This window comes from Actinoalloteichus sp. AHMU CJ021 (assembly GCF_002895405.1).
GTDB lineage: Bacteria > Actinomycetota > Actinomycetes > Mycobacteriales > Pseudonocardiaceae > Actinoalloteichus_B > Actinoalloteichus_B caeruleus.
Genome location: NZ_CP025990.1, coordinates 36764 through 51239 on the forward strand (window position 1 = coordinate 36764; position 14476 = coordinate 51239).

General features: G+C 72.7%; 11 protein-coding genes. 6 read left to right on the forward strand and 5 right to left on the reverse strand.

The window, feature by feature from the left end:
• Window positions 1-8: 8 nt before the first annotated feature.
• Window positions 9-893 (reverse strand): ABC transporter ATP-binding protein, encoded by an 885-nt coding sequence (locus C1701_RS00185; RefSeq protein WP_026420206.1) that lies wholly within the window; start codon window positions 891-893, stop codon window positions 9-11.
• A gap of 317 nt (window positions 894-1210) precedes the next feature.
• Here C1701_RS00185 and C1701_RS00195 point away from each other — a divergent pair, with 317 nt between their 5' ends.
• Together C1701_RS00195 and C1701_RS00200 are read left to right on the forward strand one after the other, a co-directional pair.
• A complete protein-coding gene (locus C1701_RS00195) occupies window positions 1211-2374 on the forward strand; it encodes a sensor histidine kinase (protein ID WP_103055275.1) in 1164 nt (387 codons plus the stop codon).
• Window positions 2371-2973 (forward strand): response regulator transcription factor, encoded by a 603-nt coding sequence (locus C1701_RS00200; RefSeq protein ID WP_103055276.1) that lies wholly within the window; start codon window positions 2371-2373, stop codon window positions 2971-2973. Before C1701_RS00195 ends, C1701_RS00200 begins: the two co-directional genes overlap by 4 nt.
• A gap of 195 nt (window positions 2974-3168) precedes the next feature.
• Here the strand turns inward: C1701_RS00200 and C1701_RS00205 are convergent, their stop codons facing one another.
• Entirely contained in the window at window positions 3169-3741 is a 573-nt protein-coding gene (locus tag C1701_RS00205; RefSeq protein ID WP_035292881.1) for a TetR/AcrR family transcriptional regulator, read from the reverse strand.
• A 36-nt stretch (window positions 3742-3777) separates the two neighbouring features.
• Between C1701_RS00205 and C1701_RS00210 the strand changes: the two genes are divergently transcribed.
• Window positions 3778-4797: a DMT family transporter gene (locus C1701_RS00210; protein ID WP_103055277.1), complete on the forward strand. Its 1020-nt coding sequence runs from the start codon at window positions 3778-3780 to the stop codon at window positions 4795-4797.
• Window positions 4798-4847: 50 nt separating this feature from the next.
• On the opposite strand, the gene C1701_RS00215 is transcribed toward C1701_RS00210, so the two are convergent.
• Window positions 4848-5426, reverse strand: coding sequence for a TetR/AcrR family transcriptional regulator (locus C1701_RS00215; protein ID WP_051314277.1), 579 nt, complete (start codon window positions 5424-5426; stop codon window positions 4848-4850).
• A 121-nt stretch (window positions 5427-5547) separates the two neighbouring features.
• Between C1701_RS00215 and C1701_RS00220 the strand changes: the two genes are divergently transcribed.
• Window positions 5548-8007 carry an MMPL family transporter gene (locus C1701_RS00220; RefSeq protein ID WP_026420203.1) on the forward strand — a complete coding sequence of 820 codons (2460 nt, stop codon included), beginning with the start codon at window positions 5548-5550 and terminating at the stop codon, window positions 8005-8007.
• A 321-nt stretch (window positions 8008-8328) separates the two neighbouring features.
• Here the strand turns inward: C1701_RS00220 and C1701_RS00225 are convergent, their stop codons facing one another.
• Both C1701_RS00225 and C1701_RS00230 read right to left on the reverse strand, forming a co-directional pair.
• Window positions 8329-9195 carry a GNAT family N-acetyltransferase gene (locus tag C1701_RS00225; RefSeq protein ID WP_337662031.1) on the reverse strand — a complete coding sequence of 289 codons (867 nt, stop codon included), beginning with the start codon at window positions 9193-9195 and terminating at the stop codon, window positions 8329-8331.
• A 485-nt stretch (window positions 9196-9680) separates the two neighbouring features.
• Window positions 9681-10529 carry an SAM-dependent methyltransferase gene (locus C1701_RS00230; RefSeq protein WP_035292879.1) on the reverse strand — a complete coding sequence of 283 codons (849 nt, stop codon included), beginning with the start codon at window positions 10527-10529 and terminating at the stop codon, window positions 9681-9683.
• A 566-nt stretch (window positions 10530-11095) separates the two neighbouring features.
• Here C1701_RS00230 and C1701_RS00235 point away from each other — a divergent pair.
• Complete coding sequence (locus C1701_RS00235) at window positions 11096-12949, forward strand: alkaline phosphatase (protein ID WP_026420200.1); 1854 nt, start codon at window positions 11096-11098, stop codon at window positions 12947-12949.
• Between the two features lie 129 nt (window positions 12950-13078).
• Window positions 13079-14113, forward strand: a complete 1035-nt coding sequence (locus tag C1701_RS00240; RefSeq protein WP_103055279.1) for a hypothetical protein — start codon at window positions 13079-13081, stop codon at window positions 14111-14113.
• The last annotated feature ends 363 nt before the right edge of the window (window positions 14114-14476 follow it).

Consider the following 14476-nt stretch of genomic DNA (forward strand, 5'->3'; position numbering starts at 1 on the left):
CGGGTGGTCTACTCGGCGCCGATCGAGCGGAAGACGTCGTCGAGGCGGGTCGGACCGGCGTGGAGGTCCCCCAGTTCCACCGCGTTGTCCCGCGCCCAGTCGAGCAGGGCGTGCAGGTCGCGCTGCATCGTGAAGGTCTCGATGACGAACGCCCCGTCGCCGTCCCGGTGGACGTGCGGCGGCGGAGCCACCTCGGGGGTGGGCAGGGAGAAGCGGATCACCGATGGCAGGGTTCGCGTCAGCTCGGCGACGGTGCCCTCCCGGTGGAGACCGCCCTGGTGCATGAGCCCGATGCGGTCGGCGCGTTCCTGCGCCTCCTCCAGGTAGTGCGTGGTGAGGACGATGGTGGCTCCCTCATCCCGCAACCGGTCCACGGCCCGCCAGAGGTCGTCCCGGGACTGGATGTCCAGGCCGGTGGTGGGCTCGTCGAGGACGACGAGCTCCGGTGAGCCGTAGACGGCGGTGGCGAAGTCCAGGCGCCGTTTCTCCCCGCCGGAGAGCTGGGACACCCTGGTGGCCGCCGTGCGGGTGAGGTCGACGACGCCGAGCACCCGGTCGACGCTGTCCGCCCGCTGACTGAGGGCGCCGACCAGCCGCACGGTCTCCCGGACGGTCAGGTCCGGTGCGAAGCCGCTCTCCTGGAGCATGATGCCCATCCGGGGCCGCACCGCGCTCCGGTCGCCGGGGTCGCGCCCGAACACCCGCACCGAGCCCGAGGTGGGGTCGCGGTGGCCTTCCACGACCTCCAGGGTCGAGGTCTTCCCGGCACCGTTCGTGCCGAGCAGGGCGTAGAACTCGCCGCGCTCGACCTGGAAGGACAGGTCGCTGACCGCGTGGAAGTCGCCGTAGGTGACGCCCAGGCGGTCGACGTCGATCACTGGTGTCGTGGACATGCCTCGATCCCACCCGGCCGTGCCCTCCTCGACCAGTGCGCTCCCGTCACCACCTCGCCGTGACGTTGCACCCGGGTGGGCCGTGACACCGTGTCACTGGTGCCTGGTGGTCGCCGGCGGGACACTGGAGCGTCCCCGCCGCCTGACCTCGGAGAACCACCGATGCCCACCGAGCCACCGCCTCGCCCGACGGCGGCCACCGGGACCTCGCTCCCCCGACCGGTCGCCCCGAGGGGGGCGGGCCGCCGGCTCCCGCCGGAACCCCACCGCGCGGGGGGACGGGTCGGACACGCCGGCCGCCGCCCCTGGCAGGTCCGATGAGGCCGCGCCGACGGGCGCGTCGACCACGCGAACGTCCCCAGGGGACGTGGGCCCAGCTGCGCAGCCTCAACCTCACCGTGCTGCTCCCCCCGCTCGCCGCCGTCGGGGTGCTGCTGGTGGTCGTCGACGCCGAGACCTGGTGGCACGGGATCGCCCTGAGCCTGGGCGTGCTGGCCGCCCTCGTCGCGTTCGCGCGGTGGGCCGCCGGCGACGTCCTCCGCGTCGCGGTGCCCTGCCTGCTGGTCACGGGCGCGGTGTGGCCCCTCGGGGTGCTCGTCTTGGACACCCCCAGGGCGTTCTGGGGTGTGGCCCTGACCGGCCCCCTCGTCGTGCAGCAGCTGTCGCGCCACAGGGGGACCGCCTCGGTGGCACTGGTGGCCTTCGTCGCCGTCACGGGCGTGACGAGGCTGCTGGTGTCCGATGACCCGGTCCGCGACACGCTGATCTCCTACGCCATCATCCCGGCCACCCTCACCCTGGTGGGAGCCGCCCTCGCCTTCCCCAACAAGGGGTTCTCCGACCTCCTGCGGGAACTGGAGCAGTCACGGGAACGGGAGGCCGAACTCGCCGTCGTCAGGGAACGGATGCGGTTCGCCAGCGACCTCCACGACATCCAGGGCCACACGTTGCACGTGGTCAAGCTGAAGATCACCCTGGCCGAGAAGTTGCTGCACAGCGATCTCGGGCGGGCGAGGGAGGAGCTCCGGGAGGTGCACGCCCTGGTCGGGGACACCATCAGCCAGACCAAGGAGCTCGCGTACGCGCAGCGGCGGCTGAACCTGGCCACGGAACTGGAGAACGCCAAGAACCTGTTCGAGGCGGCCGGCATCCAGGTGCGCGTCGACCGGGAGGCCGAGGTCGATCCGCGTGCCGGGGAACTGCTCGGCCAGGTGCTCCGGGAGACGACGACGAACATCCTGCGGCACGCCGAGGCCACGCGGGTGCGGATCACCCTGTCCGAGGCGGGGATCTCCATCGTCAACGACGGGGTGCGGGAGGGGCCTTCGCCGGAGCTGCGCGGGCTCCGCACCCTGCGGGAACGGGTCGCGGGTGAGGGAGGGGAGCTGGCGGTGCGGCAGCGGGACGGCCGGTTCGTGACCGCCGCGACCCTCCCCGCTCCGCGAGCCGGTCAGGGGAACGGCGGGAGGGACGACCGATGACCACCGTGGTGTTGGCCGATGACGAGGTGCTGCTGCGCAAGGCGTTGGCCGCGTTGCTCCCCCTGGAGGGCGAGGTCACCGTGCTCGCCGAGGCCGCCGACGGGCGGCAGGCCGTGGAGGCCGCCCTGCGGCACCGCCCGGACGTGCTCGTGGTGGACCTGGAGATGCCCGGCTTGGACGGTCTCGGCACCGTCGCGGAGGTGCGGCGCGCGCTGCCCGAGCAGGTGGTCCTCATGCTGACGCGTCACGCCCGGCCAGGCGTGCTGCGCAGGGCGCTGAAGCTGGGTGTGCAGGGCTTCGTCAGCAAGTCGGCGGAACCCGAGCACATCACCTCGGTCATCACCGCCCTGCACGAGGGCAAGCGGTGGATCGACCCGGACGTGTCCGCCCTCGCCCTCGTCGACGACTGCCCCCTCACCGAACGCGAACTCGACGTGCTGCGGGCGACCTCCCAGGGGTACTCGGTCGCCGAGATCGCGGCGCAGCTCCACCTCGCGGAGGGCACCGTGCGGAACTACCACTCCAACGCCATGCGGAAGACGCAGACGCGGACCCGGCACGAGGCGGCCCGCCACGCCAGGGAACACGACTGGCTGTAGGCGCACGACCGGGGTGGTGAACCGGGGTGGCACCTGTCGCGATCCCGTCCCGCCCGGCGGTGGCAGGTCGGAGCGGTGGCGGGATGGGTCGGGCGGGGAGGCTGGACCGTCCACCGTGGCCGGCCGGTTCCCGCGCGCCCGTTCCGGGCGCGGGCTGGTGGCTCCGCCCGGGTCCGACTTCTCCCCTGGCGCGGCTCACGGGGTGGTGAGGAGGCTCAGCGCGAGGTCACGGGCGCGGGCGTAGGCCTCGTCGATGACGCGCATCCCGTCGGTCACCAGCGCGCCCTCGTGCAGGAGCATGACGGAGCGGGCGGTCGCCTGGGCGTCGGCCGCCCCGGCGGCACCGGCGATGTCGGTGAAGAGGTCGAGCATCCACCGCTTCTGGCCGACGATCGAGGCGTAGGCGGGGTGGTCGGGTTGGCTGATCTCGGCGTGCGCGTTGATCGTGCTGCACCCCTTGCCGCCCTCCTCGGCTGCCCAGTCGGCGGAGGCGTCGAAGACGGCGGCGAGGCGGGCGCGCGGGTCGGGCCCCGCCGCCTCCAACCTGGGGGCGAGGAACGCCCGCCACCGCTGGTCGCGTTGGGCGAGGTACTCCACGACGAGCCGTTCCTTGGAGCCGAAGCGGTCGTAGAGGGTTTTCTTGGTCACGCCGGCCCGGGCGGCGATCGCGTCCACGCCGACCGCGTGGATGCCCTGCGCGTAGAAGAGCTCGTTCGCGGCGGCCAGCACGGCGCGTGCCTTGGGGGTCCATTCGATGTCGGTTCCCACCTGACAAACTATACAGGTCGGTATACCGTGACGGATGTGAGTAAACAGATCGGTATACCAAAGGAAGGGCACACCCTCCTCACCGTCGGCCTGGGTGCCCTGTTCGTGCTGTGCTGGTCCTCGGGCTTCATCGGCGCGAAGCTCGGCGCGTCCGACTCCCCGGTCGCCACCGTCCTGATGTGGCGGTTCGTCCCGCTGGCGGTGGCCCTCGCCCCGTTCCTGCTCCGTCGAGCCGGCACCCGGGGCACCGACGCGCGGAGCGACCTGGGACGGCAGGTCACGATCGGTGCGCTCTCCCAGTCGGGCTACCTGCTCACGGTGTACTGGGCCATCGGCCTCGGGGTCAGCACCGGGACCACCGCGCTGATCGACGGCATGCAACCCCTCGTCGTGGCCGCCCTGGTCGGCCCGCTGCTGGGTGCCGCCGTGACCGGACGGCAGTGGACCGGCCTGGGCCTCGGCTTCGTCGGTGTCGTCCTGGTCACCTGGTCCGATGCCACCGCCCCCGGCAACGACGTCCCCACCTGGGCGTACCTGGTGCCCTTCGCCGGCATGCTCTGCCTGGTCGCGGCCACCTTCCTGGAGAGGCGGGCTCCGACCTCCACGCCTCCGATGCGCGCGCTCGCCGTGCACTGCGCGACCTCGGCGGTGATCTTCTCCGCGATCGCCCTGGCGACCGGCACGGCGGCACTGCCGACCTCGGGCCAGTTCTGGATCGCGATGTCCTGGCTGGTCGTCTTCTCCACCTTCGGCGGCTACGGCCTGTACTGGTACCTGCTCCGCCGGGTCGGGGTCACCCAGGTGAACACGCTCATGTTCCTCGTGCCGCCGGTGACCACGCTGTGGGGTGGGCTGATGTTCGACGAGCCCCTCACCGCTGGCACCGCCGTGGGCCTCAACCTCGCGCTGGCCGCCACCTGGCTGGTCACCCGCGCCTCGGGTGGCCTGGGACGGCGCCCCGGCGGGCGCCCCTCCCGGCAGGCGGGCGGCGCTGATCCGGCACCGCCCCCGACCCTCGTGGAACCGGGAGCCGAGCGGGACCGCGCCTGGTCATGACCGGCTGGGCCGGGAAGGCGTGACGCGGCGCGCCGCCAGCGGGGTGGCACTCATCCGACGTCCTCGGGCTCCCGCCACGCGCCGATGCCCAGCAGCACCTTCCACAGCCAGTCCGCCGCGACGACCGGTGAGGGCAAGGGGTCACGCGCCACCCAGGCGGTGATCACCCCGAGGGCACTGCCCGCGATCCCGGAGGCGAAGACGTCGACGGGCAGGTCGACGAGAGCCGCCGGTCGGGCCGTGCCGACGGCGTCGATGACGATGAGTTCGATCCGGTTGCGCAACCGGGCGGTGACCAGCGTCGACCCGTGGTCGCCGAGGACCCGCCGGTAGAGGGCGGCGTGGGACGCGATGTGTTCGAGGTAGGTGAGCAGCTCGACCGGCATCCTCGGGGTCCCGGCGGCCACCGACACCTCGGGCAGTTGCGTCGACACGTCGTGGAGGGCGTCCTCCAGTGCGTCGGCGAGCAGCGTCTCCTTGTCGGCGTAGTGCTGGTAGAAGCTGCTGCGGTTCACCCCGGCGCGGACCGTGATGTCGCTGACCGTGACCTCGTCGAGTGGTCGCTCGCGGGCGAGCTCCAGGAGAGCGTGCCGGAGGCTCGCTCGGGTGCGGGCAACGCGGGGATCCATGGCGGGCATCGTCTCACGTGTCCAGCGCCACCCGGGACAGTTATCCGACACACGTTGGATAACCGACAGTCGTCGGATAAGTTGGCGGCCAGCAACAGTCCATTCCGACGAAAGGCGTACGGTGGCCAACCTCCTGTATCGGCTCGGACGGTTATCCGCGCGACGCGCGTGGGCCGTCATCGCCACGTGGATCCTCGCGCTCGCGGTCGCGGCCGGTGCCTTCCTCACGCTCGGCGGCTCCCTGGCCACGAACTTCTCCATCCCGGGCACCGAGACCGAGCGGGTCAACGACAGCCTCACCGAGCAGTTCCCCGAGCTCACCGGTGCCACCGCCTCCGTCGTGTTCGCCACCGACGGCGAGTTCGGCGAGTCGGAGCGCGAGCGGATCGACGAGCTCCTCAACGACCTGACCGAGGTCGACGGCGTCACCGCGGTGACGAACCCGTTCGAGACCGAGGCGGAACGCGACGCCGCCGAGGGCCAGGTCACCGGCGGCCAGGCGATGATCGAGGGCGCGCGTTCGGAGCTCGAGTCCTCCTCCGACGAGTTGGAGGCGGGGCAGGCACAGCTCGACGCCGCGATCGAGCAGGCGCGGGCAGCCGGCGCCTACGAGCAGGCCGCCGAGGAGTTCGAACGGCAGCAGGCCGAGCTGGACGCCGGCCGCGAGCAGCTGGAACAGGGCCTGCGGGAGATCGAGGCTCAGGAGGCGGAGCTCGAACACGGCGCCGCGCTCATGGAGTTCGCCTCCACCGTCCGCACCGTGTCCGAGGACGGTGGAACGGCGATCGCCACCATCGCCTTCGAGGAGACGATGTTCGAGCTGCCGGACAGCGTCAAGGCCGAGGTCGTCGACGTGCTCTCCGCCGCCGAGATCGACGGCGTGCGGATCGACTGGTCCTCGACCATCACCACCTCCACCGAGGGCATCATGGGTCCGGGCGAGGTCATCGGCGTCATCGTCGCCGGCCTGGTGCTGCTGATCATGATGCGCGCGTTCCTGCCCGCGATCACCCCGCTGATCAGCTCGCTGGTCGGCGTCGGCGTCGGCGTCGCCGGTTCGCTCGCCTTCTCCGGTCTCGTCCCGATGGCCTCCATCACTCCGGTGCTCGGGGTGATGCTGGGCCTCGCCGTCGGCATCGACTACTCGCTGTTCATCCTCAACCGGCACCGCAAGCAGCTGCTCGCCGGCATGGACGTGGACGAGTCCATCGGCCTGGCCAACGGCACCGCCGGCAACGCCGTCGTGTTCGCCGGCAGCACCGTCATCGTCGCGCTGGTCGCGCTGGGCGTGACCGGGATCCCGTTCCTGGCCACGATGGGCGTCGTCGGCGCGGCCTGCGTGCTGGTCGCGGTCCTCGTCTCGATCAGCCTCACCCCAGCCCTCCTCGGGCTCCTGGGGACGCGGGCCCTGGGCCGGAAGGCGCGCGAGACGATCGGCGACCAGCGGCACACCGACACCGAGGTCCGGCCGCTGCGCACCCCGCGCGCGCTCGGCGCGGTCGCCCTGGCGACCCTCGGACTGCTCGTGCTGGCCGTCCCCGCCCTCTCGATGCGCCTCGGCCTGCCCGAGGGCTCCTCGGAGGCACCGGACACCACGCAGTACCAGGCCTTCAAGACCATCGAGTCGGAGTTCGGAGCCGGGGTGAACGGCCCCCTGATCGTGGTCGCCGAACTGCCCGGTGGCGTGGACGAGAACGAGGTGACGGCCACCCAGGCCGGGGTCGCCTCGGAGCTGATGGAGCACGCGGACGTCAGCGCGGTGGCGCCCATCGTCGTCTCCGACGAGCGCGACGTGTTCCTGTTCCAGGTGCTCCCCGTGGAGGGCCCCTCGAGCGAGTCGACGGAGAACCTGGTCCGGGACCTGCGCGGGATGGCCCCGCTGTCCGGGGAAGCCACCCTGGGCGTGGCGGGACAGGCCTCGGGCAACATCGACGTCTCGGAGAAGCTCGCCGACGCGCTGCCGATCTACCTGGTCGTCGTGGTCGGCCTCTCCCTGCTGATCATGATCGTGGTGTTCCGGTCGCTGCTGGTGCCGCTGATCGCCACCGCCGGCTATGTCCTGTCGCTGTTCGCCGCGTTGGGGGCGGTCACCGCCATCTACCAGTGGGGGTGGTTGTCCGACGTCTTCGGCGTGCACGAGCCGGGACCGGTGCTGAGCTTCGGCCCGATCATCATCATGGGTGTCCTGTTCGGGCTGGCGATGGACTACCAGCTCTTCCTGGTCTCCGGGATGCGTGAGGCGCACGTCCACGGGATGCCGGCCAGGGCAGCCGTCGTGCAGGGGCTGCGCCAGGGCCGGGCCGTGGTCACCGCGGCGGCGATCATCATGATCTCCGTCTTCGGCGGTTTCGTCTTCAGCGAGCTCGGGATGGTGCGACCGCTCGGGTTCGGCCTGGCGATCGGCGTCCTCTTCGACGCGTTCGTGGTCCGGATGGTGCTGGTGCCCGCCCTGATGCACCTGCTGGGCGAGAAGGCGTGGTACCTGCCGAAGTGGCTGGACCGGATCATGCCCGACGTCGACGTCGAGGGCGCTTCCCTGGAGCGCGCGCACTCCCCGAACGGGAGCGCGGCGACCTCCTGATCTCGTGCTCGACGGGCCCGTCCGGACCTCGGTCCGGACGGGCCCTCGTCGTTCCGGTACCCGTTCCACGCGGCACCGGGTCCCTCGTCGGTGTCGGCGCGCTGACGGGCGCGCGGGGGACGTCGTACCGCCAAGGGAGGGCGAGGGCGGGTGGGGCGACGGGACCGCCGGCCCCCGGCCAGGACACCCGCGCGGCCCCGGTTCCTGGAGCCGTTCGAGGTGGCCCCTCCCCGACGCGGTTCCGCCGCCCGTCGGCGGTCCTCCGGCGGGCGCGACCGCCGGCGCCGGGCGAACGCGACCCGTGCCCATCCGGTGCCCGGGCTAGGGAGCCCGGCGGAGGTCCCGGGTTTCGGGCCATCGCTGGAAGCCGGCCGACGCGTAGGTCGCTACGGCGGCGAGGTTGGCGCTCGGGGTGCGGACGACCGCGCTCGACGAACCCAGTTCCCGCAACGCGGCCGCCGCCGCGACCACGATCGCCCGACCATGCCCCTGGCCGCGGTGGTCCCGGTGCACTCCCATCGGTTCGAGCAACCCGGGCCGCCCCGGCCCGGCCGACCACACCGTCGCGGCCGCCACCGCCCTGCCCTGACGGTCGTGGGCGACCAGGCAACGGGCGTCGGCGTAGGGGGCGCCGGCCGCCATCGCCCGCCAGCGGTCCTCGGTGAACGTCGACCCGTCGAAGGACGCCCGCTGGACGGCGGCGCGGACCCACGCCCGGTCCGGTGTGGTCACCTCGATCCGAGGGCCGGGGGCCGGCACCGGGTCGGCGAGGTCGCGGCGCAGCGGCGTCCACGCTTCGCCGGGCACCCAGCCCCGCTCCGCCAGCCGGTCGCGGACCAACGCGCCAGGTGGGGCCTCCACGTACGCCTCACCCTCCCCCAGGACCCCGCACGCCGGGTCGGTCACGTCCTCCGCCAGCCGTCGGGCCAACTCCTCGTCCCGCTCGACGTGTGGCGCGATCGCCAGTCGCACCAGGTCAGGGCCGTCCAGCAGGCCCACCGCGAGGACCCGGCCGCCTCGGCTCCAGGTCCGGACCGCTCGGGCGGTGGCCTCCGCGCCGAACCGCCAGAACCAGCCCAGGTCCCCGGGGTGCGGCCGCTCCGGCGCCCCGTCGTCCTGCCACGCCCGCAGTACGTGCGCTACCGCGCTCAAGCCGTCGACTTCCGGAGTACCCAGGAGAAACGTCACACCACCGATCACACCCCACCGGACCGAGCCGCCGCACCTGATTTGCCGCCCGGTCTGGTGGCGCTTGGAACGCGCGGGGAGAACTCGACGCGGGTGGCGTGGTGGTGTGGCCACGCCAGCCCCGGTTGCGGAGCCCAGGCCCGGTGTCCGGTGCGGGCGTGCTGCCGGCGCCTGGTCCTCGGCCGTCGGGTCCACCTGGGCGCCACTCCACGGGCATCGACGCCCACGCCCACCAGCCCACGAGAAGGCATCGACGCCGGGCGGTCGTGGTGGGCTCGGCGCGTCCACGACGGCCGGGTCGCGGACCGGCGCCCCCGCGCCGCGGGATGCGCACCGACGGGCCGTGCGCAGGGGAGGGGCTGGTCCCTCACTGTCCGGGTCGACGACGAGCGGAGCGGGGAGGCAGCCGCGCGACCAGCGTGGACGACGATCGTGGACCTGCCGTGCCTCCTCCCATCCACGGCGCCGGACCACCCCGGGGACGGTCAGCGGCGGCCGGTCACGAGAAGTGTCGGGTGCACCAGGTAGTAGCCGGGGTCGTCGAGGACGTACCCCTGGCCGCCGGGGGTGAGCAGGGTGCCGAGGAGTCGGATGTCCTCGTCGCCCAGGCCCGCCTCGGCTCCTCGGGAGCGGGCGGCCTCCAGGAGCTCGGGCCACACCACCCGTTCCAGGTAGGGGCGCGCGGTCGGGTCGTCGTCGACGGGGAAAGCGACGCGGGGGAAGACCTGGACCCGGATGTCGCGCAGTCCGGCGGCGACCATCCAGTGGACGTGGCGGTCGTAGTGCCGTTCCCCGCCGCCGGGCAGGCCCCAGTTCAGCTCCGAGGCGGTGCGCAGCGCGCGTTGCAGCCGCGCGTGGCCCGGCAGGAACATCGACTGGTAGTAGTTGCTGGTGAAGAGCCCGAGGACCCCGTCGGGCGCCAGCGCGCCGGCCATCGCCGCGACGACGGCGGCGGGGTCCTCGAAGTTGCCAGGCCAGACGACGTCGCTGCCCCAGATCGCATCGAAGGCCACTCCCGATCCGGTGGCCTCGTCGAGGGTGGCCAGCAGGTCCCCGGCGCGGAGGCGGACGCGGTCGGCCACCCCCTCCTCCTCGGCGTGGGTCCGGGCCAACGAGAGCACGTCGGGGTTGAGATCCACCCCGAGGACCTCGGAGTCCGGCCCGGCCGCGCGCGCGAGGGCCACCAGTCCGCCGCCCGCGCCCGTGCCGGCGTCGAGCAGCCTGCGACGCCCGGACAGGCCCAGGGTCTCCACCGCCCGCTCGACCGCTGGGGCGACGAAAGCCCTGTTGCTCAGCAGGTAGGTGACCAGCCCGGTCCGCCGCAACTCCGTCATGCGAAACCTCCGTAGATGAAAATGATTTCCATTGTATGGAGTCGGTGACGGCGGGACGCACCACCGGCCCACTCCCACCGGGCGGCATGGGCCCGACGGTGTGGAGGACGTCCGACCGACGTGGACCGTGTGGTGGCGGGCCGGACGCCCGGAACACACCCCGATGACGGGCCGCTCCCCCGACCCACCGCGGCCCCAGGGCGACGAACGCTCCCACGCCCCGGACTGCGAGGAGGCGTTCCCGTAGCGGCCCGGCCCGGCCGGCCTGACGGCCATCAGCTCCGCACTCCCGGAGCTCGGTGTCCCGCGCGCTCCGCGCGGGCGGCCGGCATGGGGCCCCTGGCGACCACCGGTGAGCCCGAGGACACCCCCGCGCGACACGGCCGAGGCGCCACCCGCCGTGCTCACGACGGAACAGACGGTCTGGATCAGTCACCACGTCGGCAGAGGTTCACCCGGAAGCCGGCTACCGATCGTGTCCGCGTCACCTTCGGCAGAAAACGTGCGAGGGCCGCGTAAGCCACGTCCACGCGGCATCGGACCCACTGACACGGAACGAGGAAGCAATGAGCAGCAGAGTGCTCAAGCGCACTCGCGGTCTCGTCGTCACGGGAGCGGCCCTGGGCATGGCCGCCGCTCCCCTGTCGACCGGCGTCGCGGGCGCGGAGGAGACACCCGTGCCCAAGAACATCATTCTTCTCATCTCCGACGGCGGCGGTTACGGCCACTTCGACCTGCCGAGCCTCTACGAGCAGGGGCAGAGCTACGGTCAGGCCTCCGTCGACCCCGCCACCGGCGCCGTGGAGCACGTGCCCGGCACCGCGAGCCAGGTGTACGAGTCGTACCCGGTCCAGGTCGGGCAGTCCCACCACTCCGCGAACGGCCGCGCCGAGTACGTGACCGAGGACGCCTGGGGCTCGTTCGACTGGGTGGCCTCCGGCGCCACCGACTCGGCCGCCGCCGGGACCGCGCTGGGCACGGGTGTCAAGACCAACAACGGCGTCCTCGGCTACACGCCGGACGGGGACCGCCTGCTGACCGTCGGCGAGCAGGCCATCGAGGTCGGCAAGAAGGTCGGCCTGGTCACCTCGGTGCCCTTCAACCACGCCACCCCCGCCGGGTTCATCGCGCACAACGCCGACCGCAACGACTACCAGGGTCTGGCGACCGAGATGATCGACAGCGGTGTCGACGTCCTCATGGGCGGCGGCCACCCCAACTTCACCGACGCCCACACCCGCCGGGCATCGGACTGGACCTGGATCTCGCAGGACGACTTCGAGCGGGTGAGCACCGGCGGAACCGACTTCACCTATATCGAGGAGCGGTCCGACTTCGACTCCCTCGCCGAGGGCGGGACGGTCCCGGAGAAGGTCTTCGGCCTCGCCCAGGTCGCGGAGACCCTCCAGTACAACCGTCCCGGGCTGGAGAACGACGACGTCCTCCCCTGGAGCGACCCGCTCAACGCCGTTCCCGGCCTGGACACCATGACCGAGGGCGCGCTCAACGTCCTGGAGCAGGGCGACGAGGGCTTCTTCCTCATGGTCGAGGGCGGTGCGGTCGACTGGGCCGGTCACGCCAACCAGACCACCCGCACGGTGGAGGAGCAGATCGACTTCAACCGCGCCGTGGAGGCCGTGGACGAGTGGGTCGAGGCCAACAGCAGCTGGGACGAGACCCTGGTGATGGTCACGGCCGACCACGAGACCGGCTACCTCGCCGGCCCGGACTCGAACCCGACCTGGACCCCCATCACCGGTGAGGCGGGTGCGCTGCCCAACGTCTCCTGGCACTCCGGTGGCCACACCAACGGCCTCGTCCCCTTCTACGCCAAGGGCGCCGGCTCGGAGGTCCTCCAGGCCCGGGCCAACCAGTGGGACATCGTCCGGGGGGCCTACCTGGACAACACCGACATCGGCGAGGCCGTCTTCGACTTCCTCGGTCACGCCCCCGCCTCGGGTGACTCCTCGGTGGCGCTGGAGGCCAGCGTCCCGCTGCCCACCACCGGTGGTGCCCTGAGCATGTCGGTCGCCGACGCCGGTTCCGTCGTCCTCGAGGGCGACCCGCGCGGCCAGTCCGGTTCCCTGCCGCACGTCACCGTGACCGACACCCGCGACGAGGTGCAGTCGCGCGGTCAGGGCTGGACGGTCTCCGGCAGCGCCAGCGAGTTCGTCGCCGGTAACCGCCGGTTCGGCGCGGAGAACCTGAGCTGGAGCCCGAAGGTGGTCGAGTCCGAGTCCGGCGCCTCGGCCGGCCCGGAGGCCGCCTTCGACGGTCCGGCCGCCCTGGCCGACACCGACCGGGTGAGCCGCTTCGGGACGACCGTCCTGGGCGCGGACCTCGGCCTCGTGGTGCCGGAGGAGGCCCGTGGTGGTCGCTACGGCAGCGAGATCACGCTGACGCTGTTCGCCAAGGACTGATCGACGTGGGCGGGGTGGAGCGGGGACGCACCCTGCTCCACCCCGTCTTCCGTTTCCCGGTCCGGAGCTGGTCCTCCGGCCGGGACGAGGTGGAGCGCCGCGCGGACGCGCGGCAGGAAGGAGCCGGGTGTGTCCACCACCCCGCAGTCACCACGCCAGTTCCGGTCCCGTCCCGGACGGGCGTTCGCCGCGTTGGCCCTGACCACCGCGTTCCTCGGTCTCGGCGTAGGCACGGCCGCCGGGGACGCGGAGGCGCCCGTGCGGTGGAGCGTCGCCCCGGCCACCGGGGACGGCCCGGACGGTCGCCTGTCGCTGCGGCACGTCGCCGATCCCGGCGAGGAGGTGTCGGACGCCGTCGCGGTGACCAACCTCGGCACGGAGCCGGCCGAGTTCGCGGTGGCGGTCGGGGATGGCGTGGTCGGGCAGAGCGGTGTCTTCGACATCGCCACCGGGGAACCGACGGGGTCCGGCAGCTGGATCAGCGTCGGAGGGCTCGACGAGGGCACCGTGACCGTGCCCGGTGGCGAGACGGCGGTGCTGCCGGTGATCGTGGAGGTCCCCGAGGACGCGACGCCGGGTGACCACCCGGCGGGCATCGCGGTGGGGGTGTCCACCGACGAGGACGGGATCACCGTCCAGCGCCGGATCGGCGTCCGACTGCACCTCCAGGTGGCCGGCGAGCTGGAACCCGCGCTGGCGGTCAGCGCGGAGGGGACCTCGTACCGCCGCTCGTCGTGGGTGCCGTTCTCCCCGGGAACGCTGGTCGTCGACTACGAGATCGCCAACGAGGGCAACGTGCGGCTGGGGGCGGCCACCACGCTCGACGCGGAGGGCCTCTTCGGCCTCGGATCGGCGCGGGACTCGGACGGGGTGGACGAGCTGCTCCCGGGCGACGTGGTGTCCCGGTCCGTCGACGTCGAGGTCTCGCCCTGGTTCCTGCTCTTCGGTGACCTGTCGGTGACCGCGTTGGCCGTGGGTGAGGACGAGGTGTCCCCGCCGGAGGTCGCCTCCCACGGGTTCACGCGGACGGCCGTGCCCTGGACCGAACTGGCGGTTGTCGTCGTGCTGGCCGGCGTGGTGGGGATGGCGCTGGCCCGGCGCCGGCGCACCCGAATGGCAGCGACGACCGCGAGCGCGTCGGTGGGCGAGGGTGCGGAGTCCTGACCGGACGCGATCCTCGGCACGCGGCGGGCGAGGTGGACGACCGGTCCGCAGTCCGGCGCGGCCACGGGTAGGGCAGTCAGCGGAGCGACCCGCCTCCATCCACCGCCGGTGAGCGAACGACGACCGCCCTCGGCCCCACCCCCGCGCGTCGCCGAACTCCCCTCCCCACGGCACCCATGACGAGCGCCGGAGCGTCGGGACGTGAGCCGACGGCGACACCGTCGAGGAGGAATCGCCGACGACCTCGTGCAACCCGCCGTGGGCCGTTCCCTCCGAGGAGCGCACCCGCTCCGCGTGACGCGTCGGTGTGCGGCACACCACCGGAGGCATCGTGTCGGTCGTCCGCGCCACGCCGGGGAATCC

What these genes read in the sequence shown, in the direction of transcription:
- C1701_RS00200 (WP_103055276.1), top strand. Translation starts at nt 2,371, where the DNA reads ATGACCACCGTGGTGTTGGCCGATGACGAGGTGCTGCTGCGCAAGGCG.
- C1701_RS00230 (WP_035292879.1), bottom strand. Translation starts at nt 10,529, where the DNA reads ATGACGGAGTTGCGGCGGACCGGGCTGGTCACCTACCTGCTGAGCAAC.
- C1701_RS00195 (WP_103055275.1), top strand. Translation starts at nt 1,211, where the DNA reads ATGAGGCCGCGCCGACGGGCGCGTCGACCACGCGAACGTCCCCAGGGG.
- C1701_RS00235 (WP_026420200.1), top strand. Translation starts at nt 11,096, where the DNA reads ATGAGCAGCAGAGTGCTCAAGCGCACTCGCGGTCTCGTCGTCACGGGA.
- C1701_RS00215 (WP_051314277.1), bottom strand. Translation starts at nt 5,426, where the DNA reads ATGGATCCCCGCGTTGCCCGCACCCGAGCGAGCCTCCGGCACGCTCTC.
- C1701_RS00185 (WP_026420206.1), bottom strand. Translation starts at nt 893, where the DNA reads ATGTCCACGACACCAGTGATCGACGTCGACCGCCTGGGCGTCACCTAC.